We start from the raw sequence: 16,766 nt of genomic DNA, 5'->3' as shown, positions 1-16,766 counted from the left end.
TGATATCAAGAATAATTCTCATTTTATCGCTCACGGCCCCGGCGCGGTGAAAAAAAGCTGACAGCGCACGGCGCAGTTCCTAAACTTCTGTAATGGATAAAGAACATGAACTTCGCCGAAGTAAACGAAATGCGCTGGGGTTGCTGCTTGTCGCCGCTGCCCTGTTTGTTGTCACGCTGTTTTTCCCGCCCAACTTTTGGGTCTCGGGGCTGAAAGCCATTGCAGAAGCCGCAATGGTCGGTGCGCTGGCCGACTGGTTTGCCGTTGTCGCACTCTTTCGTCGGGTGTCGGTGCCCTTTATCGCAGCCCATACCGCTATCATTCCCAAAAACAAAGACAAAATTGCCGATAATCTGGCGGTTTTCGTGCAAGAAAAATTCCTCGCACCGGCCTCGATTGTGGAGCTTATCCGCAAGCATGACCCGGCCAGGATGCTCTCTGACTGGCTAAATGCGCCGGACAATGCTCCGCGCTTCGCCGGTTATATGATTAAGATGATGCGTGGCTTTCTGGATGTCACCGACGATCAGCGCATCGCCCAACTGATTAAACGGGCACTGTTTCGCGTGATCGACAAAATCGATCTGTCGCAATCGGTGGCGACGTTACTGGAAAGCCTGACCAAAGACGGACGCCATCAGGAGCTACTGGATCAGGCCATGGATCAGCTGGAGCTGCTGCTGGCGAAAGAGAGCACACGCAGTTTTATCTCCGCCCAGATTGTGACCTGGATGAAGCGCGAGCACCCTCTCACCGCCAAACTGTTGCCAACCGGCTGGCTCGGCCGCAATGGCGCGGATATGGTATCGAACGCCGTTAATTCCGTGCTCGACGACATGGGCAACGATAAAACTCACGCTTTCCGCAAAGGTTTTGACCGCTCGGTACAGGGTTTTATCTGGAAGCTGCAAAACGACCCGGCGACGGCGCAGAAGGCCGAAGAGATTAAGCAATACCTCAAAAATGACGAGAAACTCAACGGTTACGTCATGCAGCTGTGGGGAGATATGCGCGGCTGGCTGAAAGAGGATTTGGAAAGGCCGGATTCCAAAGTACACGCAAAAATCACAGAGTCCGGCCAATGGCTGGGTCAGGCGCTGGAGCAGGATGCTACGCTGCGCGCGTCACTGAATGCACAAATGGAAACGGTCGCCGCCAGAATGGCGCCGGACTTCGCCGAATTCCTCACCCGCCACATCAGCGATACGGTGAAAAGCTGGGATGCGCGGGATATGTCGCGCCAGATTGAGCTCAATATCGGCAAGGATTTACAGTTTATCCGCATCAACGGTACGTTGGTTGGGGCGTTTATCGGGCTGGTGTTGTATCTGCTCTCGCAAATACCGGTGGTATTGCCGTGGGTTATGGCGAGGGTCTAGAAACTCCCCCTTTTCCGGGGGAGGAATACTATTATTTGACTGTTTTGCTGAACGCATCCACCGCGAGAATCGCGTTGGCCACATCTTCCGGTGACAGATGTTGGTTCAGGTTGCCGAGGGTATCGCCCTTGCCGCCAGCCAGTGCACCGACCTTCACCAGATTCTCGTAAGACTCTTTTTCAAGATGCATCTCTTTTAACGTGGTCGGCATTTTGATGGCGCGGTAGAAACGAATGTAACGGGCGATCTCTTCGTCCGGACGCTGTTCCAGCACCATTTGCGTCAATGTGCCGTACGCCACTTTTTCGCCGTGGGTCAAATGGTGGATATCACCTGAAATCGCGGTAAACCCGTTGTGAATAGCGTGCGCACCCGCCAATCCGGCGTTCTCAAAGCCGAGTCCGGACAGCAGCGTGTTGGCTTCGACTACCGCCTCAACGGCCGGTGTAACCAGTTTTTGCTCGACGGCGGTATACGCGCTGTAACCGTAAGTCAGCAGCGTTTTCTCACAGGCTTCAGCAATCGCCATACCGGCAATTGTCGGATCACCACCGACCATAGATTGCGAATGCGAACGCAGTACGGCCTGCGCTTCGACGAACGTCGCCAGGCCATCAGCAATACCAGAAGCGAACAGACGCACCGGAGCCTGAGCGCAAACCTGCGTATCCACCAGCACCAGATCAGGGTTTTTATCGTAGATAACGGTAAGTGTCGAACACACCTTCGTCGGTATAAATCACTGAAAGTGCGCTGCATGGGGCATCGGTCGACGCGACCGTCGGGACAATCACCACGTTCTGTTTCAGTTCATCGGCAATGGCTTTAGCGGTATCGAGCGTCTTACCGCCACCGAGGCCAACCACCACGTGAGTCCCCGCTTTGCGGGCAATCTCCGCCAGACGGGTTATCTCGTTGGACGACGCTTCACCTTTAAATTTTTCATAGTGGAATTCCACTTCGGCTTTTTTCAGCGATGCTTTAACGCGTTCGCCAATGATGCCCCAGACCATATCATCGGCGATGAGCAGCGACTTACCGCCCAGCGCAGGCAAATAGTCGCCCAGGTCGTCCAGAACGCCGCTGCCTTGTACGTATTTTCGTGGCGAAGAGAAGATAAATTTACTCATGATAACAACCTCTTTCCGTTGAAAAACCTACCCTGAGAGTACCCTTCTGCCGCGCAAAGTCACATTATTAAATCTAATAACAACCGCATGAAAAGCTAAGAAAAAGACGCCAGAGGAAAACACGGAATGAAAATCATTATCTCTTATCGCTCAATTTTTCGTTCTAAGCTTTTAACTATCAAATCTATCAATAGAAGCGACTTTTACTTATCAATGGAATCCGTAGAATGCATCGCATTGGCAGCACGTAGTCAGCAGTTGCAGAGTATTCAGCTCGTTGTTAGCCACTCCGTTTAATCTTTTAAAAAAATGAGGAACAGAATGTATAACTTCCAGCGTTACCAAGCCAAAGAACTCGCACTTGCCTTCATGAGCGGCAAGTCACATGAGTTGTCGCCACAAGAATTTTTGCAGCACGTCAAAAAGATGGAGAAATCCTTCGACGCTTTGCTGAAAACCGGTCAGGAACCTTCGCAGCGCCAGGTACTGGTGAAAGCGTTCTGAGTGAAGTCTTCGAAGAAGTATTTTTAAAAGTTGCTGAGTCTCCTGTGTCGGGTTTTCCAGCAAGAATAAGCTTCTGATTCACCTGCGAATAAGAAGTCAAAAAAAGCCCCGCTCGTAAGAGACGGGGCTTTGTCATTTGTGATGATTCATCACTGGAACCGCGAGCGTTTAACTCATCTGGCGGTCATCGATATAACGACGTTTGTCCGGTGCTGGCGGGAAGTACTGATAGAGCCAGGTTTCCGTCAGCGCAGTTTCGCCTGACTTCACGTACATCCGCAGCTCAACCGGCGCAACCGAATCACTGTCCGGGTACCAGTCGAACAAAATGCGATAGCCATCAAACGGCTGCACGTACAGGATTTCGATGTCTTTGATTTTACCGGCGGATACGTTGATCACAGGCGCAAGACCCTTATCAGCATACGCTTTCAGATCACCACCAATAAAATCAACGGCGAAACGGCGCGCCCAGACTTTCGGATAGTTTTCACCCGGCGCCCAGCCTTCCGGGAAGCCCCCCATACCGGTACGCGTTGCCAGTACGTTAGCCAGCGGGCTGCGTTCCGGCGGCGTGCTGCTCCAGTAAAGTTTGTAGCTGAAGTCGAAAGAGTCACCGGCCTTAACCGGTTTTTCCGGCTGCCAGAAACAGACGATGTTATCCAGCGTTTCACCGGTGGTCGGGATCTCCAGCAGGTTAACCGCCCCTTTCCCCCAGTTTCCTACCGGCTCCACCCACAGGCTCGGGCGTTTGTTGTACCAGCCAATCACGTCCTGATAATTATTGAACTCATGATCCAGCTGCAACAGGCCGAAGCCTTTCGGATTTTCATCCGCAAAGGCGTTGAACTGCAATTTCTGCGGGTTATTGAGCGGACGGCAAACCCATTCGCCATTCCCGCGCCACATCGCCAGACGGTCTGAGTCATGAATTTGCGGGTGAATGGTGTCGCAACGGCCGCGCTCGCTGGTGCCGCAGCTATACATGCTGGTCATTGGCGAAATGCCGAGCTGTTTAATGTCTTTACGGGCGTTGATGTGTTTTTCGATCTCCATCACCACGCGGGTCGGTTCGCAGTGAATAATGAAGCGATAAGCGCCGGTGATGCTCGGGCCATCGAGCAGGGCATATACCGTAAAGGTGGTATCGCCTGGTTTTGGGGTGTCGAACCAGAACGCCGTGAAGTCAGGGAACTCTTCAGGCACACCGGCAAAAGTATCTACAGCCACGCCGCGCGCCGACAGACCGTACTGGTAGGTATCGTCCACCGCACGGAAATAGCTGGCACCGAGGAATGACACCACGTCGCGGCGGGTCAGCTCTGGCGCTTTGTTGACCTTAAACCCGGCGAATCCGAGGTTCGTGATGCCCTCAAGCTGCTCGGTTTTCACACCGGCATCATGGTAGTTAAACAGCTCCGGGCGGAAGTGAATTTCACGGGCCAGATGCTTATCGGCATCGACAGAATACATACGCACACGACGTTTGAATCCCATGCCGACGTGGAATAATTCGACATCAAGCTGGCGGTTCGGCAGGTCATGCCACAGGGAATGCCCGTGATCGTACTCGATGGCGTTATACGCCTGAGGAGTCAGTTCAGCCAGCGTCTGCGGCAGAGGCTGCGGCGGACCACCAAAAGGTTGCGAAGCGAGGGAGCGGGCCATCTTTTGCAGCACGGAGTAGTCGAAAGTGGTGGCACCACCGTCCGCTACGTTCTCCTGCGCTGCCGCAGCAGATCGCGTGAACACTGATGCCATCGCAGGCACCCCGCAGTAGGCGGCAAACGCCATTGACGCTTTGATAAATGCTCTTCGTTCCATGCAAGAAGGGTTTCCTGTGCTGGGCAATTCAAATTATCCGCTTTTCTATTGATGCCAGAGGGCAAGCAGCGGGATGTAAAAAATACGACCACAAGGCTAACGTAAAATTCACATCACGAGTACCATAAAATTGAATGCTTTCAGCTAAAAAATAGCTTGCGCGCATTTATGCTTCCGGCATGTGAGATCGCCGCTGTACGCGGCGTGAGCGACGGCTGACAGAAACGTTAAGCCCGCCTTACCGAACCCTATTCTTCTGATTAAAAATTCTCCTGATGCCATCTTTTTAAGATGAATCTGTTACATTTAAAGTTAATGAATAGTTATGAAATTATTAACTATTATGGAGTCAGTCCTTTTGGGTTTCTTCAGGGAGCGCCCCATGTCAGATACTTTTATTCAACAATGGACCCGGTCACTGTATTCACAATTAACCGCCAACGGCGACACTCCCCTGCCTGCCGCATTGCACATCAGCGGAACAGGCCATTTACCCTCAGCTTATCGGGTCACTGAATTTGCCACCGCCTCGGTCGCCGTTGCTTCCCTGGCATTAACCGCACTGATGGCCGAACGCGGCCATCAGATCCCTCAGGCGGAGGTCGACCGCCGCCTCGCTTCATTGTGGTTTTCCGCTACGTTTACCCCTCAGGATTGGGAATTACCGCCCGTCTGGGACGCCATCGCCGGTGATTACGCCACAGCTGACGGCTGGATCCGGCTGCATACCAATGCGCCAGCGCACCGCAAAGTGGTTGAAGCGGTTCTCGGCCATCATGCCGACAGGCCGTCGCTGGCGCGGGTGGTAAAAACGTGGCACAAGCAGGCGCTGGAGCAGGCCATTGTTGAAGCGGGAGGTTGTGCGGCAGAAATGCGCAGCACCGCAGTGTGGCAGCAGCATATTCAGGGGAAAAGCGTGGCGCAGGAGGCGCTGTTCCGGCGATCTCTTTTTGCTGCCCAGCCAGAACCGGCGTGGCCCGTATCAGTTCACCGGCCGCTTCAGGGTATCCGCGTGCTGGATCTCACGCGCATTATTGCCGGTCCGGTGGCGACACGCTTTCTGGCCGGCTTCGGTGCAGACGTGCTGCGCATCGATCCCTTCGGCTGGGAAGAGGCCAGCCAGGAGCCGGAGATCACCCTCGGCAAACGCTGCGCCCGGCTTAACCTGCATAACCCGCAGGACCGCCACACATTCGAACAGTTGCTAAGCAAGGCCGACGTAATGGTTCATGGTTACCGCGCCGGTGCGCTGCAAAAGCTGGGTTATGGCCCGGCAGAGCGCCGCCTGCTGGCACCGTGGCTGGTCGACGTCTGTCTGAATGCTTATGGCTGGAGCGGGCCGTGGCGGGAACGGCGCGGTTTCGACAGTCTGGTGCAGATGAGCTGCGGGATTGCCGAACACGGCATGCACTGGGCGGGCAGTCAGAAACCCCATCCCCTGCCGGTTCAGGGGCTGGATCACGCGACCGGTTATCTGATGGCGGCGGCGGTGATTCACGGATTAACCGAGCGGCTGCGCAGTGGTCAGGGCAGCGAAACCCGGCTGTCACTGGCGCGCACGGCTGCCGAGTTGATGCACCCTGTACAGAAGGCGGACCTCAGCCTGAATGATGCCATTTCCGGCGCAGAGAAACGCGATTTCGCCGCTACGCCGGAACACACCCAATGGGGTGATGGTTGGCGTTTACTGCCACCGGTACGGCTGGCGGGAACGGAAATGCGCTGGAATCTCCCCGCTTCGGCACTGGGTTCGGCTCAACCGGGCTGGCAGGAGCGAGAGTGAAAAAGTCTCAATTTTACCGCGCATAAAAATAGATTAGGTTAATGATTCTTAACTCTTCCTTTATCGGGCCACTTACAGGTTTACGCAATCTATGCATCCTACTCTTCAGCATGACTTCGATACGTTTGGCGATATTCTGCAACAGGCACGTGATACAGCAGTGTCATTTATTGATTCTCTGCCTGACCGTTCGACCTGCCCTCCACCGAACACGCAGCAATTGAGGGCCGGAGACGATCTTCTGCCTGAGCAGGGCATGGGAGCCGAAGCCGCGCTGAATGATTTTTGGAATAAATATGCGGATGGAATTTCCGCCAGCGCCGGTCCGCGCTATTTTGGCTTTGTCACCGGCGGCGGAACACCGGCTTCTGTCGCGGCCGACTGGCTGGTCAGCGTCATAGACCAAAATACCCAACTGCATTTTGACTCGGTGTCACCGGCCATTGAGCTGGCGACCATCAGTCAGCTGAAGCAATTGCTCGGTCTGCCCGCCAGTCAGTGCGGCAGTTTTGTAAGCGGCGCGACCATGGCGAATTTCGTCAGCATGGCGATTGCCCGCCAGTGGCTTGGCAAACAACGCGGCGTTGATGTCGCACAGCAGGGTTTGCACGCGCTGGGTCCGGTACGGGTGCTGGCTGCGGCGGCGCATTCGAGCAGCGTAAAAGGGCTGAGTATGCTGGGTATTGGCCGCGAGGCACTGGAGAGTATCCCAACCCTGCCCGGTAGTGAAGCCATTGACCCTCAGGCGCTGGAGATGGCGCTACAGCAGCATCCGGACGCCCCGACGCTGGTGCTGGCCAGCGCCGGAACTGTGAACACCGTGGCTTTTGACGATCTCCCAGCACTGCTGAAGCTGCGCGAGAAATATGGTTTCTGGCTGCACGTCGATGCCGCGTTTGGTGGTGTTGCTGCCGCTTGTGAAAAATTCACCCATCTGCTTGAGGGGTGGCAGCAGGCGGATTCCATTACGGTCGATGCACATAAATGGCTGAACGTGCCGTATGACAGTGCGATTCAGTTTACCCGCGAAGCCCACCTGCCATTACAGATTGAAGTCTTCCAGAACCATTCGGCCTATCTTGAGCCGCCCAGTGTACGTCCAGACAACTATCTGCACCTGACGCCGGAAAACTCCCGCCGCTTCCGCGCCCTGCCGGTATGGATGGCGCTCAAAGCCTATGGCCGTACCGGTCTGGCTGAAGTGGTCGAGCGTAATGTAGAACTGGCTGCCCTGTTTGCCCGTCAGATTGAAGAGATGGAAGGTTTTCGCTTGCTGGCACCGGTGACGTTAAACGTGGTCTGTTTTGCGCTGGACGATGCCGAAAGCAACCCGGAGTCTGTCGCGCGCCGTAACCGCTTTCTGAGCCTGCTCGACAACGCGGGAGTTGTGCGTTGTACCTCTACCTCACTGAATGGCAAACCCGGAATGCGGGCGGCGCTGGTTAACTGGATGACCGGTGAACAGGATATCAAACTGGCGCTGGCATCGATAAAAGCCTGCCGCGCAGAAGTCTGATCAACGCCTGAAAAGCTATAGCTCCAGCCGGAACGCCGCTTTGCGATATTGCAGCGGCGTTCTGCCAATCAGTTTACGAAAACAAGTGATGAAATAGGGTGCGTCGGCAAAACCGCACTGGCTACCGACGGCTTCGACGGAGAGATCGGTTGAACGCAGTAACTCGCATGCCCGTTTAATGCGCCGCGTTGCCAGAAAATCCGCAATCGATCCGCCCGTCTCCTGACTGAATACCCGCGAAATATAACTCTGCGATAACCCCACCGACGCCGAAAGCTCCGCCAGTGAAAACTTGTGCACGTAATTCTCTTCTATCCACTGCATCACTTTCGATGCCGTGGTGCGGCTGACGGTCTTCTGCCGCTCCTCTTCTGCGGGCATAAACGCCATTAATTGCAGCACCAGCATGGCAATGTCTTCCCACTGATGAGTTTCAGCCTGTTTAAGCACATTGAAATTTTCAAGGATCGCTTCAATGTGTACCGCGCTGGAAGCCAGATCGTAGATATGAGCATCGCGGTCACTGTCCCAAAGGCGCGCAAAATGCGCGCGTCGTTGCGGGAACGGCTGCAAAAAACCGTCGAGCATTTGATGGTCCAGATGCACCGTGGTGCGCTCGTATTGATTTTTATCCGTCTGCTCGACAAAAACTTTATGCAGTTTGAACGGCGCAAAGACAAATAAACGGCCGGGCTTTAGGGTGTATTGCTGATTATCGACAATCACAATGCCGTAGCCCCGGCTGATAAACAGCATTTCCAGACACTGATGCCAGTGAAAGTAGTTAGCGCTGCCTTTACTCATACGGTTAAAGGAAATCTGCCGTTCATTGAGGGCAATGCGTTCGAGAAAGTCGGTCACCGCCATGATTATCCCCTACAGGATTAAGGGCATTCGTCCGCCACAGGTCCAATGACAAGAAATTACAATTTTCTGGCTGAATATTGCAATTTAAGCCCCTTTCCGTCCTTCCCGGCAATATCAATTTAAAAAAATGCAACGTTATGTGAGCCGCATAACAATCAGCCTAAACAAATTCTCTATATTTCACTGACGGCAAATAGGCACCGGGAAAAATGCCTGAATAGCTAAACCACCAAATTGAAACAATATTTCACTTATAAAATTAATATTTACCCTAAATATCTCGGGGCCTATGCAGCTTGAATGATGACGGGTAATTAGTCTTAGCGATACGGAGCGTGAAATGGGCCAGGTGAAAATCAATACAGAAAATCCGCTGCGCACTCGTCAGCAGGTAAAAAATCTGCTGAGTGAAATGTTGTCAGCGGTGACGCCTTATACCGAGGAAGGCAAAAGCGGTATCGATTTAGGCAACACCACCACCCATTACGGTAAGCAGATTGCCAAAATGGAAGCGCTGTCGCGCATGTTATGGGGAATTTTCCCGCTGCTGGCCTCAGGCGAAGCGTGCGAAAACCTCTCTTTTTACGTGACGGCGATCCGCCACGGCACCGACCCGCAGCATGTTGAGTACTGGGGTGAAATCCGGGACTTCGACCAGCGCTGTGTGGAAATGGCGGCGTTTGGCGTCGGGCTGGCGTTGCTCGACCAGCGTCTGCTGGCCTGGTTCAGCCCGAAGGAACAGCACAACCTGATTGCCTGGCTCAATCAGGGAACTCACGCCACTATCCCCAATAATAACTGGAACTACTTTCCGATCATGGTGCAAATGGGCTGTAAGCAGGCCGGTCTGCCGTGGGACCGCGAAGCGGTAGAAGCCCGCTTTGCGCTGATGGAAACCTACTATCTCGGGGACGGCTGGTACTCAGATGGCCCCGGCCGGCCGCGCGATTACTACATTTCTATGGCTTTCCACTACTACGGACTGCTCTACGCCACGCACATGATGGATGTGGATGCCGAGCGCTGCGCCACTCTGCGAACAAGAGCACAGCGTTTTGCGCAGGACTTCATTACGCTGTTTTCAGCCGACGGCTCAGCAGTGCCTTTCGGACGCAGCCTCACTTACCGGTTTGCCGAAGCGGCGTTCTGGAGCGCCGCGGCCTTCAGCGGGCTGGAGGTTTACTCCCCTGGCGTGGTGAAGGGGGTGATTTTACGCCATCTGCGACACTGGCTGAAACAGCCGATCTTTGACCGTGATGGTGTGCTGAGCATAGGTTATTACACGCCAAATCTGGTGATGGCCGAAGATTACAATGCCCCCGGCTCACCCTACTGGGCCTGCAAGCTGTTTCTGGTGCTGGCGCTGCCTGAGGACCATGCGTTCTGGCAGGCCGGGGAGTTACCGCTGCCGCCGTTGGAAAATCCGCACTGCATTCCTCATGCCAACCAGATCCTGTTGAGCGATACCCGACAACAGCACGTGGTCATGCTCACCTCAGGCCAGCTGGAACTGAACAATTTCGTCAATACCGAAGCCAAATACACCAAATTCGCCTACTCCAGCCAGTTCGGTTTCACGCTCGATCGCGGGCGCTTTGGGCTTAACCATGCTGCCTGTGATTCGATGCTGGTTTTTTCCGAGCGCGACGGCTATTACCGTGGCCGCCGCGGCTGTGAGGAGACTCTGATCCGCCACGATGTCATCTATTCCCGCTGGCTGGCCTGGCACGACGTACAAATACAAACCTGGCTTATCCCCTGCGGTGACGGCCACCTGCGTCTGCATCATGTCACCACGGCCCGTGCACTGGACGCCGTGGAAGGCGGATTCGCAGTGATTGATGACCGCCAGACGCAGGTTGAACTCAACCAGCAGAGCGCCTCCAGCCGGATTGTCTCCCGCAACGGCAGCAGCCGGATCGCAGGCGTGGGCGGTGACGCACAGCGCGCAGCAGCAACCGTGGTCACACCACCTAATAGCAGCATTATGTTCGCCGAAACGGCGGTGATCCCGGTGCTGACAGCGACGCTCGAACCCGGTTCACACTGGCTGATGTCTGCAGTGTTTGCCTCGGCCAATGCGCCCGAATCCAACCTGACGCTGCCTGAGATCAGGCGGGATGAGCAGCATGTACATATCACCTGTCAGGGCCGCAGCTGGAGCGTCGCCCTCATTACTCAGGCCCATCCGGAGTCACTATGAAAGCCATTAAAACCGCCAGTAAGTCGGCTTATTACAAGATGAGCAGTTTTATTTTCCTCTATTTTTTCACATGGTCTTCCAGCTTCGGATTATATGCTCTGTGGTTAGGGCAGAAAGCCGGGCTGGACAGCATGAGCATCGGGACAGTCTTTGCGATTAACGGTGTTTTCGCCGTCATTATGAAACCGGTCTACGGCTATATCATGGATAAAATAGGCATGAGTAAAAGCCTGCTCTATTTTGTGGTTATTATTTCCGCCATGATGGCCCCGTTCTTTATTTATGTGTACCAGCCGCTGCTGGAAAAACATCTGATGGTAGGCATTATTGTCGGCGCGTTTTATCTCAGCCTCGGCTGGTATGCAGGCGTTGCGGCATCCGAGTCCTATGCTGACCGCTTCAGCCGCCTGTACAGCATGGAGTTCGGGCAAATCCGCATGTGGGGTTCGCTCGGCTGGGCGCTGGCGGCATCGTTCTCAGGCATTCTGTTTAATCTCTCACCCGCATGGAATTTCAGCCTCAGCAGCGTGACCTCATTGCTGATGCTGGGTGTATTGCTGTCGCTGAAAATCGGCGAGGCCGAACTGCGCAATAACGACGTGATCGCGCAGGAAAAAATCGTCTTCGGCGATGTGATTCTGCTGCTGAAAAACCGCAAATTCTGGATGTTCTCACTTTACGTCGCTGGTGTGGCTTGGATGATGTTTGTGGCGGAGCAGCAATTCTCCCGCTATTTCGTCACCTTCTTCTCCACCAAAGAACAGGGTAACGCCATGTATGGCTACCTGAGCACCGTTCAGTCCGGTCTGGAATTCCTGATGATGATGGTGATCCCGTTCCTGGTGAACTATTTCGGTGCCAAGCGTGGGCTGTTGCTGGTCGGTCTGGTGGTCGGGCTGCGGCTGATTGCTTCGGGGCTGACTAACGACCCGCTGTTGATCTCAATTATCAAACCTTTCTACGGGCTGGAGATCGCCCTGCTGCTGGTCTCGGTATTTAAATATATCGCCGAACATTTCCATAAACGTGTCAATGCCACCATGTATCTGCTGGGTTATCAGGCGATGATTTATGTGGGTTCCATCGTGGTCGCGCCACCGGCGGGTTATTACTACGACCGCATCGGCTTTGCCCACACCTACCTGATTATGGGCGGTATCGCGCTGCTGTTTACTCTGATTTCCACCCTGACGCTCTCCGCCTGCCACAACCGGCGCGATGAAAAATTCGGCATCACACCGGTGAACACGCCGGAAATTAATGCTTCTTCGCCTCTGACTACCGTTAAACGCTGATTCAGCCTAAAAGGGAGAACCGATTGCCATGACTATCACTATCGCCAAAGAAAAATTATTGCCCATTGAACTCAATCAGCTGGACAGAATTGCCCTGCGCCAGCAACTGGAAAATGCCCGTCAGCAGGTATTGCGGAAAATTGACCGTAACCTGCCAAAATTTGACGGTAAATTCCCGGCCGAAAACTGTGAAAATGGCCACTATGCGCTGACGGATAATGTGGAATGGACCACCAGTTTCTGGAGTGGTCAGCTCTGGCTGGCCTGGGAGATGACAGGTGATGACAAATACCGTCTGGCGGCCGAAAAACACATCACCTCGTTTGGCAACCGTATCGCCAACCGCATCGATACCGCCACACACGACCTCGGCTTTTTGTATACGCTGTCGTGCGTCAGTGCCTGGCGTCTGACCGGTAACCGTCAGGCGCGCGGCTTTGCACTGCTGGCCGCCGATGCCCTGCTGGAACGCTTTAACCCGCAGTCCGGCATCATTCAGGCCTGGGGTGATCTGCAAGACCCGGAACAGGCCGGGCGCATGATCATTGACTGCAATATGAATCTGCCGTTGCTCTACTGGGCCACGCAGCAAACCGGTGACAGCCGCTATGCCGACGCCGCACGCACTCACGCCAGTCAGGCGGCAAAGTATATCGTCAGGCCGGACGCCTCCACCTATCACACCTACTACATGGACACGGTCACCGGTGAGCCCCGCTTTGGGAATACGCATCAGGGTTACGCTGATGACTCCTGCTGGTCGCGCGGTCAGGCCTGGGGAATTTACGGTTTCCTGCTAAGCTATCGTTATACTGGGGATCGTGATCAGGTCGAATTATCGCGCAGACTGGCGCATTACTTCCTAAACCGTCTGCCGGAAGATGACGTGTGTCACTGGGATCTGGCCCTGCTCGGCACGCGTGAGCCACGGGACAGTTCGGCGGCGGCGATTGCGGTATGTGGCCTGCTGGACCTGGCTACCGCCCTGCCCGCAAGCGACGCGCTCCGCGCCAGCTATGAAGAAATGGCGCTGCGGATTATGGCTTCACTGACGGCGAACTATCTGGCCGCTGACGACGAGGATTGCGACGGCCTGCTCAAACATTCGGTTTACCACATGGCGAGTGGTAAAGGCGTGGACCAGTGCTCAAGCTGGGGAGATTATTTCTATGTCGAAGCGCTGGTGCGGCTGACCCAAAGCTGGCAACCCTACTGGTAAAAAATGCTGATGTTTTATCAGGCGGCCAGCGGTGGCTGCCTTAACTATTCCCGTTCGTGCCCTGAATGTTCAGTAACAATATAGATGAATAATTTTTAAGCATGGAATGGTTTAATAATGACCACCCTAATCATTTTTCATGAGGATAATCCTAAAATTTCATTTCAGCTTCCACGCTATGTTGCTAGCAACGTTAAGAATATTCCTAAACTAAAAATCCTTTTATCTCCTTTACTCATCCCCAATCGACTTAAGCCAAATTGAAGTGGCTCAATTTTGCCTGAGCGGCACTGAAAAATACCTTTGAACTGTGCGGTTTTTTGTTGCAAAAAGGTATTTGAAGTACGCGTTTGCGGCTTTCACCACCAGTGGTTGTACCCATCCAAACATTATGAAGAACAGGGAGGTCCTATGAGGATTGACTATGCAAACGATAATTTTGGATTCATGCAGTTTTACCTGCCTCGGGCTGGCTCAGTCATTACGTGACAACGGTATTCAGACGCAGGATGTCAGTTTTGTTCGCACTTTTGACCAGTTAAATTTAAGCAGTCTGCAAAAAACACCCGGCGTGGTATTTATCAATGAAGCTTGTCTGCAACCCCATTCTGATAACAGGGATCAGATAAGAAGTTTAATCAGCCAGTACCCGGAAACGTTGTTCTTTATTTTTATGTCTGAAACGCGGATCCATTTCGAGGAGTATGTTTTCGTCAGGAAAAACGTCATTATTTCGTCGAAATCAATTAAGACCGCTACGCTTAATCAGCTGATCCGTAACTATCTGCATCATCATGATTTGGCCGGGCTGGAGTTTGCGATGCTGGATGTCACTCCGGTGATGCTCAGCCGCAGTGAGTCCAACACATTAAAAATGTGGATGTCAGGCGAAGGCACCATTCAGATATCAGACAAACTTCGTATTAAAGTCAAAACGGTTTCCTCTTATAAAGGCAGTATTAAACGTAAAATTAAGTCACCGAATAAACATATTATTTATCACGTAGTCCGTCTGAGTGATCAATTCACTGGCGGCATTTATGTTAACTAGTGTTAATCGTTTATCCCCGGAGGACAATGCGCCAGCATTGTCCTTTTCTTTTTTCGCAATTGTACACATCTGAGTTAATCCCTGAAGTGAGAGCTGGATCTCACTTATAAATTCAATCTCCGCCCTGAAATGCCGATGTAACTGTATGGCGTTTTTTCGCCACGGCAGGTGTTGCCGCTAGGCAGGCCTACATTGATGTCGCGTGCGCCGCACTTCATTGCCGCACATGCAGGATTAACAGAGCGGAATAATATGGATACTTTTACGACGGAACACCCATTAACCACGGCGAAAAAAACCATCTCTTTTATCAGTAATATTCGTCTGATCACCCTGATCAGCGCCATTTTGTCCGGGATCCTGATTTTATTTGCCCTCTCGATTGGCACCTCCAGTTTCTTCCTTAAACAAAGTAATGACGCGCTGGAAAATGCCACTCAGGAATTGCAGATTCGTCTGGCCCTGTCGAACAGTTCCAATCATCTGCGCACCGCCCGCCTGTTATTAATTCAGGCGGCATCCGCCGCGCGTGTCGGCGACCAGGACGTTTTTAAAAAGAATATTGCCGAGGCCGAAAGCCGCATTAAGCAATCTCAATTAGCCTTCACGCAATATATCAACCGCCCGAATAAAACGGCCACCGACCTCACACTCGATGAGCCACTGAAAAAATCCTATAACAATTACCTGAAAACCGGCATGACGCCGATGCTGGAGTCCGCCCGTCAGGCGCATTTCGAAGAGGTGATTTCACAAGAAGCTGAAACGGTGCGCGGTCTGGATCAGGATAACAATACGCCGTTGTTAGCCGCAATTGCCTACCGTACAGATACCGCTAACAAGATTAATCAGGCAGCGCAGTCTGATGCCCGGTGGGGCTACCTGCTGATGGCTGGCGGTTTCGCGCTGGCTCTGGTGCTGACCATCATTACCTATATCGTGATGCGTAAAGTGATCATCACGCCGATTAACCGTCTGGTCAGCCGCATTCAGAAAATTGCCGATGGCGATTTAACCCAACCCGCAGATGCCGCCGGGCGCAATGAAATCGGCGTTCTGAGCACGAATGTCGATGTGATGCAGGCATCGCTGGCGAATACCGTGCGGGTTGTGCGCGAAGGTGCCACATCGATTTATCAGGGCTCTGCGGAAATTGCGACCGGGAATACGGATTTATCATCACGCACTGAACAGCAGGCCGCAGCGCTGGAACAAACGGCTGCCAGCATGGAGCAGCTCAGCGCAACGGTAAAGCTCAATTCGGAAAACGCCCATCACGCCAGCAAACTGGCGGCCGATGCCTCCGAAAAAGCGCAGAAAGGCGGAGATATCGTCGCCAGCGTTGTCAGCACCATGGAAAATATTTCCCGCAGCTCAACCAAAATCGCAGACATCACAAACGTCATCAATAGCATCGCCTTCCAGACCAACATTCTGGCTCTGAATGCGGCGGTTGAAGCTGCACGCGCCGGTGAACAGGGCCGCGGTTTTGCGGTAGTCGCCAGTGAAGTGCGCCATCTGGCCCAGCGCAGCGCAGACGCCGCCAAAGAGATCGAATCCCTGATTGAAGAGTCGGTGGATTATGTCGGTGAAGGCTGCCTGCTGGTTGGCGATGCGGGCGACACCATGTATGAAATTGTCACCGCCGTCACTCATGTCACCGATATTATGAGCGAAATTGCGTCTGCCTCTGATGAACAGAGCCGCGGTATTAATCAGATAAGCCAGGCCGTGTCAGAGATGGACGGCGTGACCCAGCAGAATGCCTCACTGGTGCAGGAAGCCTCAGCGGCGGCGGCATCACTGGAGGAGCAGGCAGAGCGCCTGACGCAGGCCGTGGCGGTGTTCCGTCTCGATGCACGGGCTGCCAATGCGGCGAACCGCAAACCAGCCCTGACGCTGATTGAGGGCTCTCGGGGTGCAGACTCTGCGAGCAACACGCAGAACTGGGAAACGTTCTGATCACGCTGAACGTTGCGTAACATTGCCCTAAAA

General features: G+C 53.6%; 11 protein-coding genes and 1 pseudogene. 9 read left to right on the top strand and 3 right to left on the bottom strand.

The features are described from left to right. Positions 1–92: 92 nt before the first annotated feature. Complete coding sequence (locus ACZRKO_RS04470) at positions 93–1,379, top strand: DUF445 domain-containing protein (RefSeq protein ID WP_463736027.1); 1,287 nt, start codon at positions 93–95, stop codon at positions 1,377–1,379. A gap of 31 nt (positions 1,380–1,410) precedes the next feature. Here ACZRKO_RS04470 and ACZRKO_RS04465 read toward each other — a convergent pair. Further along, positions 1,411–2,509: pseudogene (locus ACZRKO_RS04465) on the bottom strand (glycerol dehydrogenase). A 321-nt stretch (positions 2,510–2,830) separates the two neighbouring features. Here ACZRKO_RS04465 and ACZRKO_RS04460 point away from each other — a divergent pair. Further along, positions 2,831–3,013, top strand: coding sequence for a hypothetical protein (locus tag ACZRKO_RS04460; RefSeq protein WP_463736026.1), 183 nt, complete (start codon positions 2,831–2,833; stop codon positions 3,011–3,013). A gap of 168 nt (positions 3,014–3,181) precedes the next feature. Here ACZRKO_RS04460 and ACZRKO_RS04455 read toward each other — a convergent pair whose 3' ends face one another. Continuing rightward, a complete protein-coding gene (locus tag ACZRKO_RS04455; RefSeq protein WP_463736025.1) occupies positions 3,182–4,837 on the bottom strand; it encodes a glucan biosynthesis protein D in 1,656 nt (551 codons plus the stop codon). A gap of 382 nt (positions 4,838–5,219) precedes the next feature. On the opposite strand from ACZRKO_RS04455, the gene ACZRKO_RS04450 reads away from it, so the two are divergent. Then, a complete protein-coding gene (locus tag ACZRKO_RS04450; protein WP_463736024.1) occupies positions 5,220–6,620 on the top strand; it encodes a CoA transferase in 1,401 nt (466 codons plus the stop codon). Between the two features lie 91 nt (positions 6,621–6,711). Next, entirely contained in the window at positions 6,712–8,136 is a 1,425-nt protein-coding gene (locus ACZRKO_RS04445) for a pyridoxal phosphate-dependent decarboxylase family protein (RefSeq protein WP_463736023.1), read from the top strand. 15 nt (positions 8,137–8,151) lie between these two features. Here ACZRKO_RS04445 and ACZRKO_RS04440 read toward each other — a convergent pair whose 3' ends face one another. Then, positions 8,152–9,003 carry an AraC family transcriptional regulator gene (locus ACZRKO_RS04440; RefSeq protein WP_463736022.1) on the bottom strand — a complete coding sequence of 284 codons (852 nt, stop codon included), beginning with the start codon at positions 9,001–9,003 and terminating at the stop codon, positions 8,152–8,154. A gap of 340 nt (positions 9,004–9,343) precedes the next feature. On the opposite strand from ACZRKO_RS04440, the gene ACZRKO_RS04435 reads away from it, so the two are divergent. The 5 genes from ACZRKO_RS04435 to ACZRKO_RS04415 all read left to right on the top strand — a co-directional run bounded on the left by ACZRKO_RS04435 (position 9,344) and on the right by ACZRKO_RS04415 (position 16,733). Further along, positions 9,344–11,206: a DUF2264 domain-containing protein gene (locus ACZRKO_RS04435; RefSeq protein WP_463736021.1), complete on the top strand. Its 1,863-nt coding sequence runs from the start codon at positions 9,344–9,346 to the stop codon at positions 11,204–11,206. Next, positions 11,203–12,501, top strand: a complete 1,299-nt coding sequence (locus ACZRKO_RS04430) for an oligosaccharide MFS transporter (protein ID WP_463736020.1) — start codon at positions 11,203–11,205, stop codon at positions 12,499–12,501. The genes ACZRKO_RS04435 and ACZRKO_RS04430 overlap by 4 nt, the downstream gene beginning before the upstream one ends. Positions 12,502–12,529: 28 nt before the next feature. Further along, positions 12,530–13,720 carry a glycoside hydrolase family 88 protein gene (locus ACZRKO_RS04425; protein ID WP_463736019.1) on the top strand — a complete coding sequence of 397 codons (1,191 nt, stop codon included), beginning with the start codon at positions 12,530–12,532 and terminating at the stop codon, positions 13,718–13,720. Between the two features lie 424 nt (positions 13,721–14,144). Beyond that, positions 14,145–14,771 carry a transcriptional regulator RcsA gene (gene rcsA / locus ACZRKO_RS04420; RefSeq protein ID WP_463736018.1) on the top strand — a complete coding sequence of 209 codons (627 nt, stop codon included), beginning with the start codon at positions 14,145–14,147 and terminating at the stop codon, positions 14,769–14,771. A gap of 252 nt (positions 14,772–15,023) precedes the next feature. Next, positions 15,024–16,733, top strand: coding sequence for a methyl-accepting chemotaxis protein (locus ACZRKO_RS04415; protein WP_463736017.1), 1,710 nt, complete (start codon positions 15,024–15,026; stop codon positions 16,731–16,733). The last annotated feature ends 33 nt before the right edge of the window (positions 16,734–16,766 follow it).

Source organism: Ewingella sp. C233, from assembly GCF_055407225.1.
The sequence above is the reverse complement of the archived record's forward strand: the minus strand, read 5'-3'. Positions and strand labels throughout refer to the sequence as shown.

What these genes read in the sequence shown, in the direction of transcription:
- ACZRKO_RS04470 (WP_463736027.1), top strand. Translation starts at nt 93, where the DNA reads ATGGATAAAGAACATGAACTTCGCCGAAGTAAACGAAATGCGCTGGGG.
- ACZRKO_RS04460 (WP_463736026.1), top strand. Translation starts at nt 2,831, where the DNA reads ATGTATAACTTCCAGCGTTACCAAGCCAAAGAACTCGCACTTGCCTTC.
- ACZRKO_RS04455 (WP_463736025.1), bottom strand. Translation starts at nt 4,837, where the DNA reads ATGGAACGAAGAGCATTTATCAAAGCGTCAATGGCGTTTGCCGCCTAC.
- ACZRKO_RS04450 (WP_463736024.1), top strand. Translation starts at nt 5,220, where the DNA reads ATGTCAGATACTTTTATTCAACAATGGACCCGGTCACTGTATTCACAA.
- ACZRKO_RS04445 (WP_463736023.1), top strand. Translation starts at nt 6,712, where the DNA reads ATGCATCCTACTCTTCAGCATGACTTCGATACGTTTGGCGATATTCTG.
- ACZRKO_RS04440 (WP_463736022.1), bottom strand. Translation starts at nt 9,003, where the DNA reads ATGGCGGTGACCGACTTTCTCGAACGCATTGCCCTCAATGAACGGCAG.
- ACZRKO_RS04435 (WP_463736021.1), top strand. Translation starts at nt 9,344, where the DNA reads ATGGGCCAGGTGAAAATCAATACAGAAAATCCGCTGCGCACTCGTCAG.
- ACZRKO_RS04430 (WP_463736020.1), top strand. Translation starts at nt 11,203, where the DNA reads ATGAAAGCCATTAAAACCGCCAGTAAGTCGGCTTATTACAAGATGAGC.
- ACZRKO_RS04425 (WP_463736019.1), top strand. Translation starts at nt 12,530, where the DNA reads ATGACTATCACTATCGCCAAAGAAAAATTATTGCCCATTGAACTCAAT.
- rcsA (WP_463736018.1), top strand. Translation starts at nt 14,145, where the DNA reads ATGCAAACGATAATTTTGGATTCATGCAGTTTTACCTGCCTCGGGCTG.
- ACZRKO_RS04415 (WP_463736017.1), top strand. Translation starts at nt 15,024, where the DNA reads ATGGATACTTTTACGACGGAACACCCATTAACCACGGCGAAAAAAACC.